The 15,926-nt window shown below is 56.2% G+C and carries 11 protein-coding genes, 1 pseudogene and 1 riboswitch; of the genes and pseudogenes, 3 read left to right on the forward strand and 9 right to left on the reverse strand.

What is annotated here, in order from left to right; translation table 11 throughout:
• From ACF8AM_RS20205 to ACF8AM_RS20235, 7 genes and pseudogenes are all read right to left on the reverse strand, one after another.
• A pseudogene (locus tag ACF8AM_RS20205) lies at nt 1–621 on the reverse strand (pilus assembly protein CpaE); the annotation flags it as partial.
• 95 nt (nt 622–716) lie between these two features.
• Nucleotides 717–2,462, reverse strand: coding sequence for a type II and III secretion system protein family protein (locus ACF8AM_RS20210; protein ID WP_392557383.1), 1,746 nt, complete (start codon nt 2,460–2,462; stop codon nt 717–719).
• Between the two features lie 174 nt (nt 2,463–2,636).
• Nucleotides 2,637–3,845 (reverse strand): Flp pilus assembly protein CpaB, encoded by a 1,209-nt coding sequence (cpaB, locus tag ACF8AM_RS20215; protein WP_392557384.1) that lies wholly within the window; start codon nt 3,843–3,845, stop codon nt 2,637–2,639.
• A gap of 193 nt (nt 3,846–4,038) precedes the next feature.
• The gene (locus ACF8AM_RS20220) at nt 4,039–4,596 is read right to left on the reverse strand and encodes a prepilin peptidase (protein WP_392557385.1); all 558 of its coding nucleotides are present in this window, start codon (nt 4,594–4,596) and stop codon (nt 4,039–4,041) included.
• 445 nt (nt 4,597–5,041) lie between these two features.
• The gene (locus ACF8AM_RS20225) at nt 5,042–5,221 is read right to left on the reverse strand and encodes a Flp family type IVb pilin (protein ID WP_008660999.1); all 180 of its coding nucleotides are present in this window, start codon (nt 5,219–5,221) and stop codon (nt 5,042–5,044) included.
• Between the two features lie 178 nt (nt 5,222–5,399).
• Nucleotides 5,400–5,512, reverse strand: a riboswitch (cyclic di-GMP riboswitch).
• 314 nt (nt 5,513–5,826) lie between these two features.
• Complete coding sequence (locus tag ACF8AM_RS20230) at nt 5,827–7,026, reverse strand: DinB family protein (protein WP_392557386.1); 1,200 nt, start codon at nt 7,024–7,026, stop codon at nt 5,827–5,829.
• Between the two features lie 68 nt (nt 7,027–7,094).
• The gene (locus tag ACF8AM_RS20235; RefSeq protein ID WP_392557387.1) at nt 7,095–8,423 is read right to left on the reverse strand and encodes a hypothetical protein; all 1,329 of its coding nucleotides are present in this window, start codon (nt 8,421–8,423) and stop codon (nt 7,095–7,097) included.
• A 229-nt stretch (nt 8,424–8,652) separates the two neighbouring features.
• On the opposite strand from ACF8AM_RS20235, the gene lepB reads away from it, so the two are divergent.
• The 3 genes from lepB to ilvA are packed head-to-tail and all read left to right on the forward strand — an operon-like array spanning nt 8,653 to nt 12,916.
• Entirely contained in the window at nt 8,653–10,680 is a 2,028-nt protein-coding gene (gene lepB, locus ACF8AM_RS20240) for a signal peptidase I (RefSeq protein WP_392557388.1), read from the forward strand.
• Nucleotides 10,681–10,701: 21 nt separating this feature from the next.
• Complete coding sequence (gene lptB / locus ACF8AM_RS20245; protein WP_392557389.1) at nt 10,702–11,649, forward strand: LPS export ABC transporter ATP-binding protein; 948 nt, start codon at nt 10,702–10,704, stop codon at nt 11,647–11,649.
• Between the two features lie 19 nt (nt 11,650–11,668).
• Entirely contained in the window at nt 11,669–12,916 is a 1,248-nt protein-coding gene (gene ilvA / locus ACF8AM_RS20250) for a threonine ammonia-lyase (protein WP_392557390.1), read from the forward strand.
• 11 nt (nt 12,917–12,927) lie between these two features.
• On the opposite strand, the gene ACF8AM_RS20255 is transcribed toward ilvA, so the two are convergent.
• Nucleotides 12,928–14,496, reverse strand: coding sequence for an arylsulfatase (locus tag ACF8AM_RS20255; RefSeq protein WP_392557391.1), 1,569 nt, complete (start codon nt 14,494–14,496; stop codon nt 12,928–12,930).
• Nucleotides 14,497–14,757: 261 nt separating this feature from the next.
• Nucleotides 14,758–15,926, reverse strand: a 1,169-nt coding sequence (locus ACF8AM_RS20260; protein ID WP_392557392.1) for a sialidase family protein, incomplete at its 5' end; no start/stop codon positions are given.

Genomic DNA, 15,926 nt, shown 5'->3' on the forward strand with positions numbered 1-15,926 from the left:
CAGTTGAATGTCCAGACGCCCGATGTTTTGGACAACGTCAGCCAGCGTGTAATCGGGAATGGCGTCCAAGAAAACGTCGGCGTCGCCCAGTGCCAAATCGAGGTCCAATAGAGCGACGCTGTTACGACTTTCTTCCGCCAACACGCATCCTAGGTTCACTGCGGTGCTGGTTGTTCCAACGCCCCCGGTTGCACCCGCGATCGCGATGACTTCACAGGAACGACTGCGAGCGTCGCCGCCACCGAACTTCGTTTGGCTGATTCGGCCAAGTGCCGACGACAGTTCTTCTTCCACCAAAGGCAACGTCAGGAATTCGCGAGCCCCAGCGCGAATGGCCTGCAAGATCAGTTGTCCGTCGCTGACGGCACTGGTCGCTAGCAACGCCGTGTCGGGCGTTTCGCGAGTGATGCGCTCGATCAGTTTGATGGCGGCAGTCGAGTCGGTGTCCAACGAAATGACACCCACATCCGGAGTCGTCTGATCGACGATGTCTGGAAAGAACTCATAGCGAGAGCAGTCCGCTTCCAACCAAACCGTGTCCATGCCCAACAGCATGGCTTTGAGTGTTTCGCGGGAGGAGTCGTTTGGATCGACCAAGGCCAATCTTAAGACGTTACTCATAACTGACTACTTCGGTAGACGGAGAAAAGTATCAAGGGGACAGTCCGACGGGGTGTTGGACAACATGCTGGGGCAATTCGGATTCACTCAAACATTCATCGGTATTCCGGTTGGCTGACGACCACACCATCTGCGATCTTCTTTGGTTCTGGACCGGGAATCACTGCTCCAGGTGGAAGCAGTTCGCCCGAACCAAAGCGATTGCTGTTCGTGCGTTGAGGTGCTTGCGCGGTTCGCGATGAGTAGTACCCGGAAGCGTTGGGCGTTGAACGCTGCGGAGCGTTCCGCGAGGCTTGCGGAGCCGGCATCGTTGGGTCAACGATTTCGCCTTCATACAAGCCTTGGTTGGGAACACCGTTCATAGGTGCGTTGTAAATCGGCGGTTGATGAAGCATCGGGCCGGATTCGATTTGCCCGTCGTAGAATCCTCCAGTGACGCCTGGTTGCATGTGTTCGTTGTCGCAATCGTTGGCTTTCAAGTTGGGCACTTCGATGTGTCCGTAGAGGTAGAATTCTTTGTCGTCAGGCGAGCCTGTGTTCAAACCTGGGCCACCGCGAGGCACGTCGTGTGGGTCCATGGCTTCCACCAATTCGGGTGTCACCATGATCAGCAATTCGATCTCGTTGCGACGCTCTTGCATTTGGCGGAACAAGGTTCCGACATAGGGTAGGCTGCCCAGAAATGGTGTTCGGCTGACGGTTGATTCCGTACGGCTTTGCAACAAACCGGCTAAGGCAAACGTTTGTCCGGCTTGCATTTCTACGGCGGTTTCGACGTAGCGTGTCGTGAACGCGGTAACGTTGGTACCGTCCAGTGTGATGGCTCGCGAAGCATCGGGTTCGCTGACTTCAGGGCGAACTTCCAAACGGATTCGACCGGGGCCGACGACGAAGGGTAGGAAGTCGATGCTCGTCCCGTAGTCTTCGTAGGAGACTTGGACTTGTCCGTTTTGTCCTGGGATGATGGTTGGAATTCGACCGCCAACCGTGAACCGGGCGGGGCGACCGTGGGTTGCAACCACGGTGGGTTCAGCGAGCAACTTGACCAATCGCTGTTCTTCCAACGCGTTCATCAATGCTTCGAAGTCACCGTTGACATTGAATCGGAGGTTGGTGTTGCCCGAAGGGATGATGCCATTCTCAGTGCCGGCGGAAACATCCAGGATGCCGCTTGGACCGCTGAGCAGCGTGAAGTTGTCGTCGAGAATCGCGAGGTCGACGCCCAACTGGCGAAGCTTCGTGCGGCTGACTTCCATGATCTTGGTGTGCAACAGAACCTGCTGAATACCGACGACTTGGATGTTGTTGATGACAGTTGTGTAGAACTGTTCGGTGATCGCAACAGCTTTGTCGACATCGTCCACACTGGTCACGTATCCGGAGATGATGGATGACTCACCGATGGGAGTCACTCGGAGCGAAGCCAGTGGCAATTGCGAGTTCAGGATGCCTTCGACTTCACGAGCGTCCGCGACGACGGTGACGTCGATTGTGTACAGTTTGTCCTCGGTGTCCCAAAGATTGATTTGGGTGGTACCGGGAGTCTTGCCGAAGACCTGGATCTGGTTTTCGGAAACCGGTGTCGCACCCAGGACTTCTTCGTTGTGAACTTGGAAGCGGGGGATGCGTTCGCCGAGCGAAAGAATGCGGCTGCTTTTGACGATCAGGTCCATCCGTTCGACGGATTGGTTGATCTGGTGATCACCGGCTGCTGATGCGAGCGTCGTCGCAGATTGCGCCATCACCGGCTGAGAGACCGCGAACATCGCGACCCCAAAAACGGCCGTGATCACGCAACGGACCGAACGGTCACGACTGGTAAGAAAAGTGCACACTCGCATCTGAGGCATCCTTGCCGGGGCGGGTCGAGTTATTCATTTATTTCGGCGAGAGTTCGTCACATGAACTTTCGCCGATCAGCTCATCGTGGTGAAGCGATGGGCTGGGTGGCAATCCGCTGGGGAGCGAGTCGCCGGGGCATCCGTGGTGATTCTTTTGCTGTTGACCCAAAAGCCTCAAGGGCTCGTTGGGCCAAATTCTCGAGGCGGTGGGTTTGATTCGGATCGGCCCGAATCGCCGCTGTTGTAGAAGGGGCTTTGCGACCCATTCAGATAGCTGTAATCGGTCGGTGCGCTGGGTTCATCCAGTTCGTTCTCGCTGGAGAGGGGATAATCTGCCCCCGGGCGAGTACGCAGGTCCGTGTTGGTTTCTTCAAGGTCTTCACGGCCTGATTCTGCCAAGACCTTTGGCACGCTGGATCCTTCTTCGATCCAATATTCCGTCAGCACGCCACCGGACATCTTCAGCATCTTGAAGCCCCGTTTCTTCTCTTTCTTAGGAGCTTGAATGGATGGCTTGGGCGCCGGTGTCTCCACGCGATTGTTTTCTTCTTCGCGTTGGGCTTGAGCGATTTGGTAGTCCGACAACCAACGCAAGAACTCCTGGCCGGCACCACCATCGGTTTCGCCGTCCTTGGTTTCGTTGATGTCACTTGGGTTCCCCAGCGTCAGACGAATCTTTCCCAGTTCGCTGGCATAGGTCCAAGCCGGAGTGTCTTTTTTATGAATCAGCAGAGAGATCGAACGAGCTGGTTTGGGTTCGACTTCTGGATCGACTTCGCGTTCGGTTCGACCGTCGACTGCGAACACTCGAACGCCAGTCAAAACCGTTTTCGCGGTCGTTTCCGGGATCAGTTCGCTCTTGATGAAGTACGCCATCACGTCGACGCGGTCGCCAGGGCGAACCAAAGTCGCGACGCTACTTTCTGGATCGGCTCGCATCGACACGACGCTGAAACCGACAGGGATGGTTTGTGAGGAGCCGTTGGCATCGGCCATCAGTTTGACCGGCATCACCGGTTCGCCTTCGTAGAAACGTTGACGCGCGAATTTGCCTTCGACGTCTTCGAGCTTGCCACTGGCACCGGTGGGCACACGATCGGCAGGCCATTGTTCCAAACGGATTTTGTCGGCGGTGATTTCCTCGGCAATGTCAATGGTTTTCGAGGTGACGAAAATCTCGACCGTGGCTACCGAACTTTGACCCGTCGATTGAGCTTGCATCCATTGGCTGACACCGATCGCGGCGATCGTGCCGCAAACGCAGGCCAAGATAAGGAAGACTGATTTGTTTCGCATGGCAATCGGGTGGGTAACCAGAGGTGACAGACTGCTTGCGTTGGTTTCGATCGAATTCCGATCGCCCGCAATGGAAGCGTCACTCACGGTATCGGGTGTGAGTCTTCAATAGCTAAACACACTTGGGGCAACCGGGGCTCCTTGTGCAATCGTTACAGATTGCCAAAGGGCGGTTTGACTTCGGTTTTTCCAACGCTTGGAAGGATTGGCCCCTACGCTCGGGGCACAAACGTTGAGGGCCGCATGGTGGATCCATGCGGCCCTCGTGTTTCAAATTGAATCAGACCAACTGGCCGGTAGCGGCAAAGTAGATGATCGTGCCAATGGCCATTGGAATGCCATAAGGGAGCAGATACATCGTTGGTTTACGCTCACGGGCGATGGCTGCGAGCTGCTCTGGTTTCCGAATCGTTCGCCATTCTTCCATGATTTTGAGGAATTGAGCATAGTGTTTCATCCACGCTCCACTCTTCCAGATCATGAACAGGGCCATGATGCCTCCGACCACGGCCGTCGCGGCAAACGCTTTCAGTGTGATCATTGTGCCGCACCAGGCACCGATGCCAGCCAGCAGTTTCACGTCGCCGGCACCCATGCCGCCCACGTTACGAAGTGGTAACAGCAACATCATGCCGACGAAGGTTCCTAGCAAGCTGTAGCCGAGTTCGGGAAAGCCGCCTTGGATGAACCAATGGGCCCAGCCGCAGAGTATGAACGGGAACGTCAACCAGTTCGGGACTTTCAGAATCATTCCGTCGATGACTGCAGCAACGATAAGCACGACCGTCACGAACCAAATGGTCCAGTTTTCGGTGATGCCGTGAAGGAGCGTGTCCATGGTGATTTCCCCGTGTTTCTTCGGCCGTATCGTTCGTGCGACGAATTGGCCGTTGGTGGTTTCAGATTGGATGGTGTGTGGGTGGCGGTGAACGTGAGTGTGAATTCCGGTCGTTTCGGATGGATCAGCGAGGACCGATCATCCAGCTCAACATTGCAAACAGCAACGTCACGCCACAGCAGGCCAATTGCCAAACGTGGGCGGCAGCGTCAGCGGGAATCAATGGGTAGTTCATTCGCTTGGTGCCCGGGGGCAAATTTGAAAGGTTGGAAGTGAGTGGCAGCAATGACTTCCATTGATTTCACAATGTCGGATCCTCTCATCAGGGTCCGCGAGGTCGTTGCAACAGGGCTCCCCCCGAGGGCGATTCCGAATGGCGGCGAGATTGCTCTCGCCGCCGTTCGGGATGTCGCCAGTTGACGGGACAAGCCCGTCAGATCAGCACTCAGTTGGCTGCGATTGCATCGCCAGCTTCGCCGAATTTTGCATTGGCGTTGTTACCGATCGTGGTAACAGCACCGATGCAAACGACGATGATCAGAGCCAACAAGACGGCGTATTCAACAGCCGTTGGTCCGTCTTCTTCTTTCAGGAAAGCAACAACGTTTTCAGCAAACTTCTTCATATCAAACTCCAGACAAAAACGGGGGCCACGATTATGTCTCGTTTACCCGGCGACAATGTGTCAGCCGTTTCAATGTGAAACGACCCAGGTGACAACAGCCTTCGTCAATGGAAATCAAACTGACAAGCCTCGGTTCAAACTCGTTTGAGTTTCATGGTGAAACCCAAGGGGTTCTTTCCACGGCAACCCGGCTTTCCTGAAGCCAAGCCCAACCGCAATCAATGCGATCGGCCGACTCACGGACCCGTGGTTTTGCGTGCCGCCCTCTCGGACGGTTTGCCTTTGTCAGGGAACTTCGGCTGACCCCGTCGAACATCCCAAGGCAACACACCTCCGACTGTTTGACGTGGCAGTGAATTGCAACTCAAGGCAACTCACTTTCTCACTACCGAACACTACGACAGAAAACGGGACTGTCAAAAAAGATCGATTGGCGAGACCTTAAGGGCAGGGCAAGATGCCGGGTCATTCCGGTTGTAGCGATTGGGGGATCGAATGCGATCCTTTGAACTCGTTGTCTCGCTCGGTCAACGAATGCGCGTCGGTCCCCTCTCTCAGCTAGACGGCCCGTTCCAGGCGGATGGGCCTCTGATTCGGGCCAGCGATCAGCGATTGGCGGGCCAACCAGGCAGTTCGAACTTCTTCTGCGTGTTGGCGGTGTGCTCGCTGTAATGCCTTTCCATCTGCTTCAACAAAGCACCGAGGGTCGGCCAGCGACTGCCCGGCACTTTTTCATCCACGGCAAAGCCATCGAGCAAGTACGCGAATCGACGGCTGAAGTCGCTGACACGTTGCATCTGGCGAGCTTCTTCGGCACCCGTCCACTCGGGATGAGCGAATCGATAGTCGGGTGGCATCTGCGCTGGATTCAAGTCCATGACCGGAATCGCTGGTTCAGCAGCGTGGTATATCTGAGAAAAGAACAGCAATTGCCGACCCATCATGTGTTCAACATTCCAGCGTGGCGTGTGCGTTCCGTTGGCGGGTTTGAAATTCATCTGGTCCGCGGTCAGTTCCGAGAAGACGTCTTGGGACGCCGAGCAAGATCTTTCCATAGCCGTGAACATCTTGTTCACAGCGTTTGACATCTGCCAAGGTTCGGGCGAGATGTCCCACCAAACGCTGGGCGATTTCTTCTCGGGACGCGTCACGGTTGATGAAAGAGCCACCGTGTTGTGGGTTTGCGTTCGAATTTCGATTGAATCCATCGTCGTCGGCGATTCTGAAATCCAGTTGCGAACATTTGACGGCAACGACTGACCGTTGTCCGCCGCGAAACGGGATAAGTTCGATCCGATGACCGCGTCGATGCGTTGGAAGGACTGAATCATCTCGGTCGTGCAACCAGGTCCTGGGACCAATAACACAAGACCATCGAGTTCAACGAGCACGCCGTTGTCACTGAGCAACTTCACATCGATGTCATGGGGTGTTTCCGATTTGTCAACGGACTCGGGGGGTGTCGACTGCCAAGTCGGTTCGGACTGATTGGCTGGACGGCGAAGCACAAATTCGCCTGACTCGCCAACGGAAACGGTCGCGTCGGTCGCCGGGATTTCCGCTGTGACGGCTTCAACGCCGGAAACGGATTCAGCGGGACGGGGTGATTCATTTTTGATCTTGAGGCTCAATCCCCAGTGTGACTCGACCGTCACCGTTCCCTCGGGCCACACTCGCACCGCGACAGGGTCACCCTCGGCGGCGTTGGACGATCGTGCGGGAGATGCGCCGGCAAAGATCGCTGACGCAGCACACACAAACAGAATTTTTGCCGCGTTCCTTGGAAAGAAACAGTTTGGATTCATCGCGATGGCCTATCAAGTTGCCACGCGGGGTGAGTTGGCGCGGCGAATCGTGGAACGTTCGAAAGCGGCTATCGTAGCACGATCCCTTGAACGCGTTTCCACTCAGTGATCGCCAGCGAAACGTCGAGTTGTCGAGCAAGCCGATCGCCCCGAAGTTTTTCGACTTCCAAGCGAATCAGGTCATCCGCACCAATGCTTTTTTGATCTAAATCGATGGCGGCCTTGGTTTCGGCCAACCGTTCATCTGCCCACTGCAATTGTTGTTCGATCAACTCAAGCCGCGCGTTCGCGAGACGAAGATCCAGGACGGCCTGCAACGTTTCATTACGAATCACTTCTGACAAGGATTCGCGAAGCATCGCGCACTGTTGACGTCGGCAATTCAAGTCACTCGTGTTGGTGTCGGGCGATAGGCAGGAGAACAGTTTCTTTCCGGTGGCCGATGCGATCGCCAATCCCGCTCCAGGACTGAGCCCCGCGATCAGTTGTCTCGCGGAGGACAGGTTGCAGCTTCGCATGCCAGCACACAATTTCTTGACGGCGTTCAAGTCGTTGCGATTGGCCAGGGCGGTGCCGACGCTGAGACCGGCATCGACCGATCCCGCCGAGCCGATTGATTGGAGTTCGTCCACGGTCACGGCGACGGCCACTTCGGATTCTGGTCGGCCGGTGCGGCGAGCGAGCTCTTGTCTCAGTTTTTGAATGGCGAACGATTGCTGGATTTCCATGTCCTGCCAAACCAGTCTGGCTTGTTGCAATTGCAAGACGTCGCCATCAGGGACTCCCAATCGATCGGCCTCGTTTGCCAGATCGATCAAGCGGTCATGCACGCGAATGCCGTTTTTCGCGATCTGTTTTCCCTGTTGGGCTGCCACCAAGCGATCGTAAGCCTGACCCGCTGCGGCGGCATCATCGGAGCGTCGTCCCAAAGCAATCTCCGCCAGAACGGACCGAATCAAACGCAATTGGCAGACCGCGTCTTCGTCTTCGCAATTCACTCCGCAGGCGACCGACCGCGATTCTTGGTCGATCATGTTGGCTTCAGGCGAATGCTGGTGAGCCCACTGCATGACTTGCTGACGCGTGTAGCTGACGACCGATCCGTTCTGGGCAGCCCCCTTTTCGCCCGGGGTGACCAGCGTTTCGATCGCCAGTTTTTCGGTTGATTGGGGATGGTCGAGCTCAAGCGAGTGCGGTTCGGTCGACGCCAGGGTCATTTCCAAGCTGGAGATCGCATCGCTCGAGGACGCGATATAGGGGGAATCGGCCGAGGAAAATGACTTTGGAAGAATGCTTGGCGTCTGAGCGGACAGGACCGCCATCATCGCCACACCAAAGAACAGCGAGAATATCCAGCGGTGGGCCGGGGACCGAGCGGCTGGAATCGCGGGTTTCACGGCAGAAAGCATCCCTGGAATGAACAGAGGTCCCCTTTCGTCCGTGAAAGAGTGTTGCAAAGTCCTCTGTCAGACAGAATCGGTCAGAGTCCTCCCTGGAATCAGGCGGACGTTTCCCTAAGTGCATTGGCGGGATTGCACCGGTTTGGACGAAAAAAACCGATGGTCCGGTCGAGCCGATCTTTCGCTAGACTGCGTCCTTCGCAAAATTCCCTGTTTTCCCAGCAACATGAATTCATCGACCGAATCGAAGTCCAGCAACGACGGTTCCGTGTCGGAAGCCCAAGCGGCGTTCGATGCGATGACGATTCCCCAACAGCGTGCCGCAGTCTTCCGGTTGGAAGCCGGCCGAGAGACGGTGGAGGCGTTCGCGGTCGCCTTCATCTTGGCGTTGTTGTTCCGTGCGTTTATCGCGGAAGCCTTCGTGATTCCCACTGGATCGATGGCACCCGCTCTGATGGGGGCTCATAAAGACGTCTTTTGCGACCAATGTGGCCAGCAGTTCCCAATTGGGGCGAGTTTGGAAAACCGCACGCCGGCACTGCAAAAGGTGGTTGTTGGCGGAATTTGCCCGAATTGCCGGCACGTGAACTCGTTGGATCTGGCGAACGATTCGAACCAGCAAACCTTCAGCGGCGACCGGATTCTCGTGAGTAAATTCGCGTACACGCTGAAGGAGCCCAAACGATGGGATGTGATTGTCTTCAAGGTGCCGGTGAACCCGAAACAAAACTACATCAAACGCTTGGTCGGTTTGCCGGAGGAGACCGTCTCGATTCAGTATGGCGACGTTTACGCAAAAGCGAACTCGGATTCTGACTCCACTGGTCTGGGCCAGATCCAACGCAAACCACCCGAAAAACTTCTGGCGATGAGCCATCTTGTCTATGACAGTGACCATCAACCCAAAGCTCTTCTGGAAGCCGGCTACCCATCTCGATTGCAGCCCTGGTCGCCCGGGGCGGAAACCATTCCGAACGATTCGTGGCAGGTCACCGAGAATGCTGACGGGATGACCGCGACAGTTCAGGCGGAAGACAGCGAAACGAAATGGCTCCGCTACTACCATCATTTTCCAAACGAGCAACAGTGGCGAGCCGCCATCAATGGCGAGTCCTTGGCGGACGTCGATCCGCAAAGCGGGCGACTGATCACCGATTTCTACGCCTACGATTCGTATTTGAATGTTGAGTCCGAGCGAGTTTACGATGTGAAGCCATCCCCGGTGGGCGTCTCTCGACTCAAACGGATGATGGGGCAAACCCGCACGTCAGGTGTTTTTCGCAACAGCTATGACTCCGGCGGTGACCTGGCTCAGTTTCGCGGAACGGTCAACTACGGTGGTTCCTACCATGGTTCGGGCGGCGTGCACTGGGTCGGCGACCTGATTGTTTCTCAAGCCGTCGAAACGTCTGCCGATGCAGAGCAACTCAGTTTCGTGATTGTGGAAGCAGGAGTGCGTCATGTTTGCGAGATCGATCTGAAGACCGGTCAAGCCACACTCACTCTGGACGATGGTCAGGCACGTTCGTTCGATGGGGACGGCAATCTGCATCCGATTGCGGAGACCTCCGTTCGTGCTGGCCAACAACATGAAATTCGTTTCAGCAACGCTGATGACGAGCTCACGTTGTGGATCGATGGCGAAGTCGTGGCTTTCCAGTCTCCGACCACATTCGATTTCGATTCGATTGTCCCTCGAGAAGAAAACCAGCCCCGGTTCGAAGGGCCAGGCAATCCCTTGGACGCGGCTCCCGTCGCGATTGGCGTGACGGGCGGTTCGGCGACGTTGAGCCACTGGGGGATCCGCCGCGACAAGTACTACATCGCCGTCAACAACAGCGACGACGGCATGCTCGATTACGACATGGGGGCGCTGCGTCGTTTTGTTGGTGCCGGTGCTCGGCCCGATGAAATTGTGCGTGACATTCAGCTATTGATGGGCGAACCGTCGATCTGGGCGGACTTCCCCGGATGGCAAGGTCGTCGGACGGTTTCGTTCCGAATGGATGAAGACCAGTTCTTCCCGATGGGCGACAACAGTCCGGAGAGTTTGGACGCCCGTTGCTGGGCTGGCAAAAAAACACGTCTTGGGAACTATGCCAGCCCCGACAAGGACGCCTACAAATTCGCGGACGTTTCTTATGTCCCGCGTGACCTGTTGGTTGGCAAAGCCTTGCTGGTGTTTTGGCCGCACCCGTGGAAGTCGCCGTTGCCGTTTTGGCCCAACGTGGACCGGATGCAACGAATCAAGTGATTCATAGAAAGGAATCGAATCATGAGTGACGAATTTACCCCGACATCCTTTCCCACCGAATCACCGTTGGGAATCGATCCCGCACGACATACGAGTGAACCCGTTCTCGAAGCGGTTGGTCTGCAAAAAACGTACGGTCGACGGCGCGTTGTGGATGGAGTGAACCTGCACGTTGGTGAAGCCGAGATTGTGGGATTGCTGGGGCCCAATGGTGCCGGTAAATCAACCAGTTTCCGAATGATCTGCGGGCTTGTTCAACCCGACCAGGGAAGCGTCTACTTGGGCGGACAAGACGTGACCGACTGGCCGATGTTCCGGCGTGCTCGAGACGGGCAAATGGGTTACTTGCCTCAGGAGCCCAGTGTTTTCAAAAAGCTGACGGTGGAGCAAAACATTTCAGCGCTGTTTGAATTGTTAGGCGTCGATCGCAAGCAACGCAAGCAGCGAACGAATGAGCTGCTCGAAGAGTTCAATATCACGCACATTCGAAAGAGTCGAGCGGCGGGACTTTCTGGCGGTGAGCGCCGCCGGCTCGAAATTGCTCGTTGCCTCGTGTCCAATCCAAGGATCGTGATGCTCGATGAGCCCTTTGCTGGGATTGACCCGGTCACGGTTCAGTCCATCCAGGGCGTCATTCAACAGCTTCGCGATTCTGGAATCAGTGTGTTGATCACCGACCACGCTGCTCGCGAGATTTTGACCACGGTCGATCGTTGTTATGTGATCTACCAAGGCCAGGTCTTGATCGACGGCACGCCTGACGAAGTCAAACGTCATCCGAAGGTTCGCGAAGAATACTTGGGTGACCTTGATGCGGCTGCTGGTTCAGCGCCGGGGGCTCCCGCCGAGAACCAGTTGCGTATTGACCCCGCCCATTCTCTGCCAACTCCCCCTGCTCCGTCCTCTGTTCAGTCTGCCGCCGCACCAGCACGCCGCCAGGTTCCTCGGCGTCGCGTGACGGACGTCTGACAACTACTTGAATAGCACCATGTCTCCTATGATTGCCGCCGACAAGATCCAGGCGGCTCGCCAGCGGATCGCAAGCGTTGTCCGCCATACGCCTTTGATGCGAAACGCTCGTCTGTCGGCTTTGTATGGCGCCGAGATTCTGCTCAAACGCGAAGACTTGCAAGAAGTCCGCAGCTACAAGATTCGTGGTGCGTACAATCGGATGTCGCAACTCAGCGACGCGCAGCGTGCCGCCGGAGTGGTTTGTGCCAGTGCTGGTAACCACGCGCAAGGATTCGCGTACGCTTGCCATGCGATGGAAATCCAGGGGCGGGTCTTCATGCCCGCGGTCACGCCGAAACAAAAGGTCGAGAAGGTCAAACTGTTCGGGCAAGAACATGTGGAAATCATTCTCACCGGGGACACGTTCGATGATGCGGCGGCGGAAGCCCACCGCGCTGCCGAAGAAGGCCTGACCTACATTCCTCCCTTTGATGATCCCGCCATCATCGAAGGCCAAGGCACCGTCGGCGCCGAAATCTTGGAAGACCACCCCAAACCAATCGACATGGTGCTGGTCGCGGTTGGAGGCGGTGGATTGATCTCTGGCTTGGGAAGCATCTTCAAACAGCTTTCGCCCGAAACCAAAATCATTGGAATTGAACCGACGGGCGCGCCGGCGATGCATGACAGCCTTCGTGAAGGCAAGGTCGTGACGCTGGACAAGATCGACAACTTCGTCGATGGAGCCGCGGTGAGACGTGTTGGCGATTTGAATTTCAAGATCGCTCAGCAGGTGATTGACGAGATGATCCTTGTGCCCGAGGGCAAAGTCTGCAGCGTGATGTTGCAACTCTACAACGACGAAGGTCTGGTCGTGGAGCCTGCGGGGGCGCTCGCCATCGCGGCTCTGGAGCAATTGACAGGCGAAATTCGTGGCAAGACCGTCGTATGTGTCGTCGGCGGCAGCAACAACGATATCACTCGCACCGAAGAAATTCGCGATCGAGCGATGTTGTATGAAGGGTTGCAGCACTACTTCATCATCAAGTTCCCGCAGCGAGCGGGGGCCTTGCGAGAGTTCCTCAACAACGTGCTTGGCCCAACCGACGACATCACGCACTTCGAGTACACGCGAAAACACAATCGCGAAACGGGACCGGCGCTCGTCGGTTTGCAAGTTGCCAAAAGAGACGACTACCAAGGCTTGCTGGACCGCATGACGGCCAGCAACATCGAATACCAAGTCGTTAACGAACAACGTATGTTATTCGAACTGCTGGTATAAACCGTTGGGTTTTACTCGATGATGGATTTGAGCAAGGCTTGCAGCTCTTTTCGTTTTTCAGCTTCTTGTTCGTAAAGGTTGTTGGATTCCATTGGGTCTTGCTTCAAGTTGTAAAGCTGCCCCGGGTAGTCGGTTTCAGCATCTTTTTTCGCGTAGGGTTGAAGCACTTGGTCGTTGTAGTTGTTGCCGCCTGAGCCTGCGTGGTCGAGGTACTTCCAGTCGCCAACCCGAAGTTGGAATTCTCCGCGAAAACTTTGGGTGATCATGTGAGGGCGAATGGACTCGCCTGCGGGAACTTGTTCTAAAAGTTCCGGAAGCATGTCGAAACTGTCCAGGGCAACGTCGTCGGGCAAGTCCACGTTGGCGACGGCGGCGAGCGTTTTGAAAATGTCGGTCGTGTTGATCAGTTGGTCCGATACGCGACCAGGCGAAATGTGGCCCGGCCACTTCATCATCATGGGGACACGGTGACCGCCTTCCCATGCATCGCGTTTCATCCCACGCCATCCACCGGCCGCGTCATGTTGGTGATCTTCACGCATCCAAACCGTGTGCATGGTTTCGGGGCCGTTGTCGGAGTTGAAGATGACCAACGTGTTGTCATCCACTCCCAGTTCATTCAGGTGATCGAGCAAGTCACCAGTGAGTGAGTCGAGTTCGCAAACGAAGTCACCGCGAGCGCCAGCTTGAGTTGATCCCGAGTATTGGTCGGCGGGGAGCACGGGGGCATGCGCGATCTGGGTGGAGACCACTGCGAAGAAGGGTTGGTCCGGAGCCTCCTTGACGTGGCGATCTAGGAATTCGCGGGTCTTGTCAAAAAACAGAATATCGGCGTCGACAAATTGGTAGCCGGGAGCTTTCCAGCCTTCGTCGTTGTCCCATCGCCACTTGCCGCCTGGATTGGGAAGCGTGTCGCGTTTATGGCGTTGGTTGGCTGGCACTGGAACCATCCCATTTTCGATGTACAAGTACAAGGGATCTGTGGTGGGGCAGTTGGGTGTCACAAACGATTCGTCAAAGCCTTGATTGTTGGGCCCATCGATCAATGGCGTGCTGAGTTCGTAGTCGATTTCGGTGACGTCCTTGAAACCACCTCGCAGTTGTTTGCCGTCGCTATCGACCCAAGTCAAACCGAGGTGCCATTTGCCAAAGATGGCTGTTTTGTAACCGGCCTGCTGAAGCATCTCAGCAATCGTCAAGTCATCTGGTCGCAGGTAGCTGGGGCCGCTGGCGCCTTCGAATGCAGTCGTTCGGCGTCCCGTGCGGAAGACGCACTGGCCGCTCATCAGTCCGTAGCGTGACGGGGAACAAATGGTCGAAGGGCTATGAGCATCAGTGAAGCGAATGCCATCGGCCGCTAGTTGATCCAGATGAGGAGTTTTGTAGGCGCAGTTTTCGTTGTAGGTCGACAGATCGCCGTAGCCGAGGTCATCGGCGTAGATGATCAGGATGTTGGGCAGTTGGTCGGCGGCGATGGCTTGCCCTGCGAGCACGGAAGTCAGGGCAACCACCGATGCAAACAGGACGGTGATGCGGGCATGCATGACGGCGGGGAAGCTCTGGCGACGTGTTGAGAGCATGATTCAGAATCTCGAGTGGCTTGTCGTGGCGGTTGGTTGGATCGGCAGAGCTTTTGCCGGTTGGCTGCGTTCTTTGGTCAATGTTCTTTGTTCAATGTTCTTTGTTCAATCCTAGCGAGCACTGGTGCATCCTCGAAGCAGTGGCTGGTCGGGGGACGCAAAAAAACGGCAGCCGAAGGCCGCCGTGTCACAAATCGTTTTTGAAAACAGGCGGGTTCCGCCATGAGTGGTTTTCAGCGCCGCGAGGGCTGGCCTGCTGAATCATTCGCTGGACGCATCGCTGACCATTTGACGCAATTTTACCGCCTCGGTGATTGCTTTCCCTTTCGCGGCATCTTCCTCGCGAAAACTGGCAAAAAGGATGTGCCGGTCTTTGGTTCGGCTGTAGTCGTAGATGATGTGGATGACACCGTCCGCGTCTTGCTGGCCGTCGGGGTAAGAGACGCCTGCTCGCTCATCCAACAACAGGCCTCCGTCCCAAGTTAAGCCGTCATCGGTGGAAATGAACGCCGTCAGGTGCGAACGGCCTGTTCTCTTGCCGATGGAGCCATGCTTCACCAACAGCAGGTTGCCGGATGCGAGTCGTCGGATGAAAAAGCGTGCACTGGGGTGAGCGATCTTCGACGGCGCTAGTTCCGGCCAAGTCTTGCCTCGATCGGTGGAGACGCTCTCACCGATGCCGTATTTCGTCCGAGCGAGCAGCCAGATCGATCCGTCATTTCGCTCCACAAGCATGTGTTCATCGAAAGAGCGAGCGTCTGTGGGGACATTGCAACCGCCGCGTCGCGTCCAGGTTTTGCCTTGGTCATCGGAGACGATCATGCGTGCGCTCTCATTGGTCTCACGCCATGTCGAAGCGGGCAAAGCCCATTCGCCGGTGGAGAGGACCAGCGGTTTGCACATCATGACCCCATCGGTGATTCGCTCTGGTTTTCCATGCACCGGTTGTTCCGCATTGGGGTCTTCGATTTCCAGGAACCAAACGCCGGCGATGGTTCCAAGGTGCCCCACTGTTTGAGCCCAAGCGAGTCGCAGTTTTCCGTCGGGGGCGATCCAGAGTTCTGGATCGTAGGCGCGAACCGGACCGTCGGCATCTGGATCGACGACCAGCACTTCTTTCCATGTTTGTCCACCATCGCCGCTGGTGCTGAGGACGACGTAATTGTTTTCGTCTTCACTCGGTGTCTTTCCCGCATACCAGGTCGCCCAAAGTCGACCGCCATCGGAAACGGCCAGGCTGGGGATGCCTGCAAAGGCCCGGTTGGTCACCGATTGCAGGGCCTGGGGCGGACCAATGTATTGCGGCGGATCCAGAAACGCGGCGTCTTGTGCGGGAAGGATTCCAACCGCTGAAAGAATGAAGCAGACTGCAAGGGGGATGGTTCGATACATGAGGTGGGGCATCGGTGGGGAGGGATGCGTGGGGAGGG

This window comes from Rhodopirellula sp. JB055 (assembly GCF_043100905.1).
Taxonomy (GTDB): Bacteria; Planctomycetota; Planctomycetia; order Pirellulales; family Pirellulaceae; genus Rhodopirellula.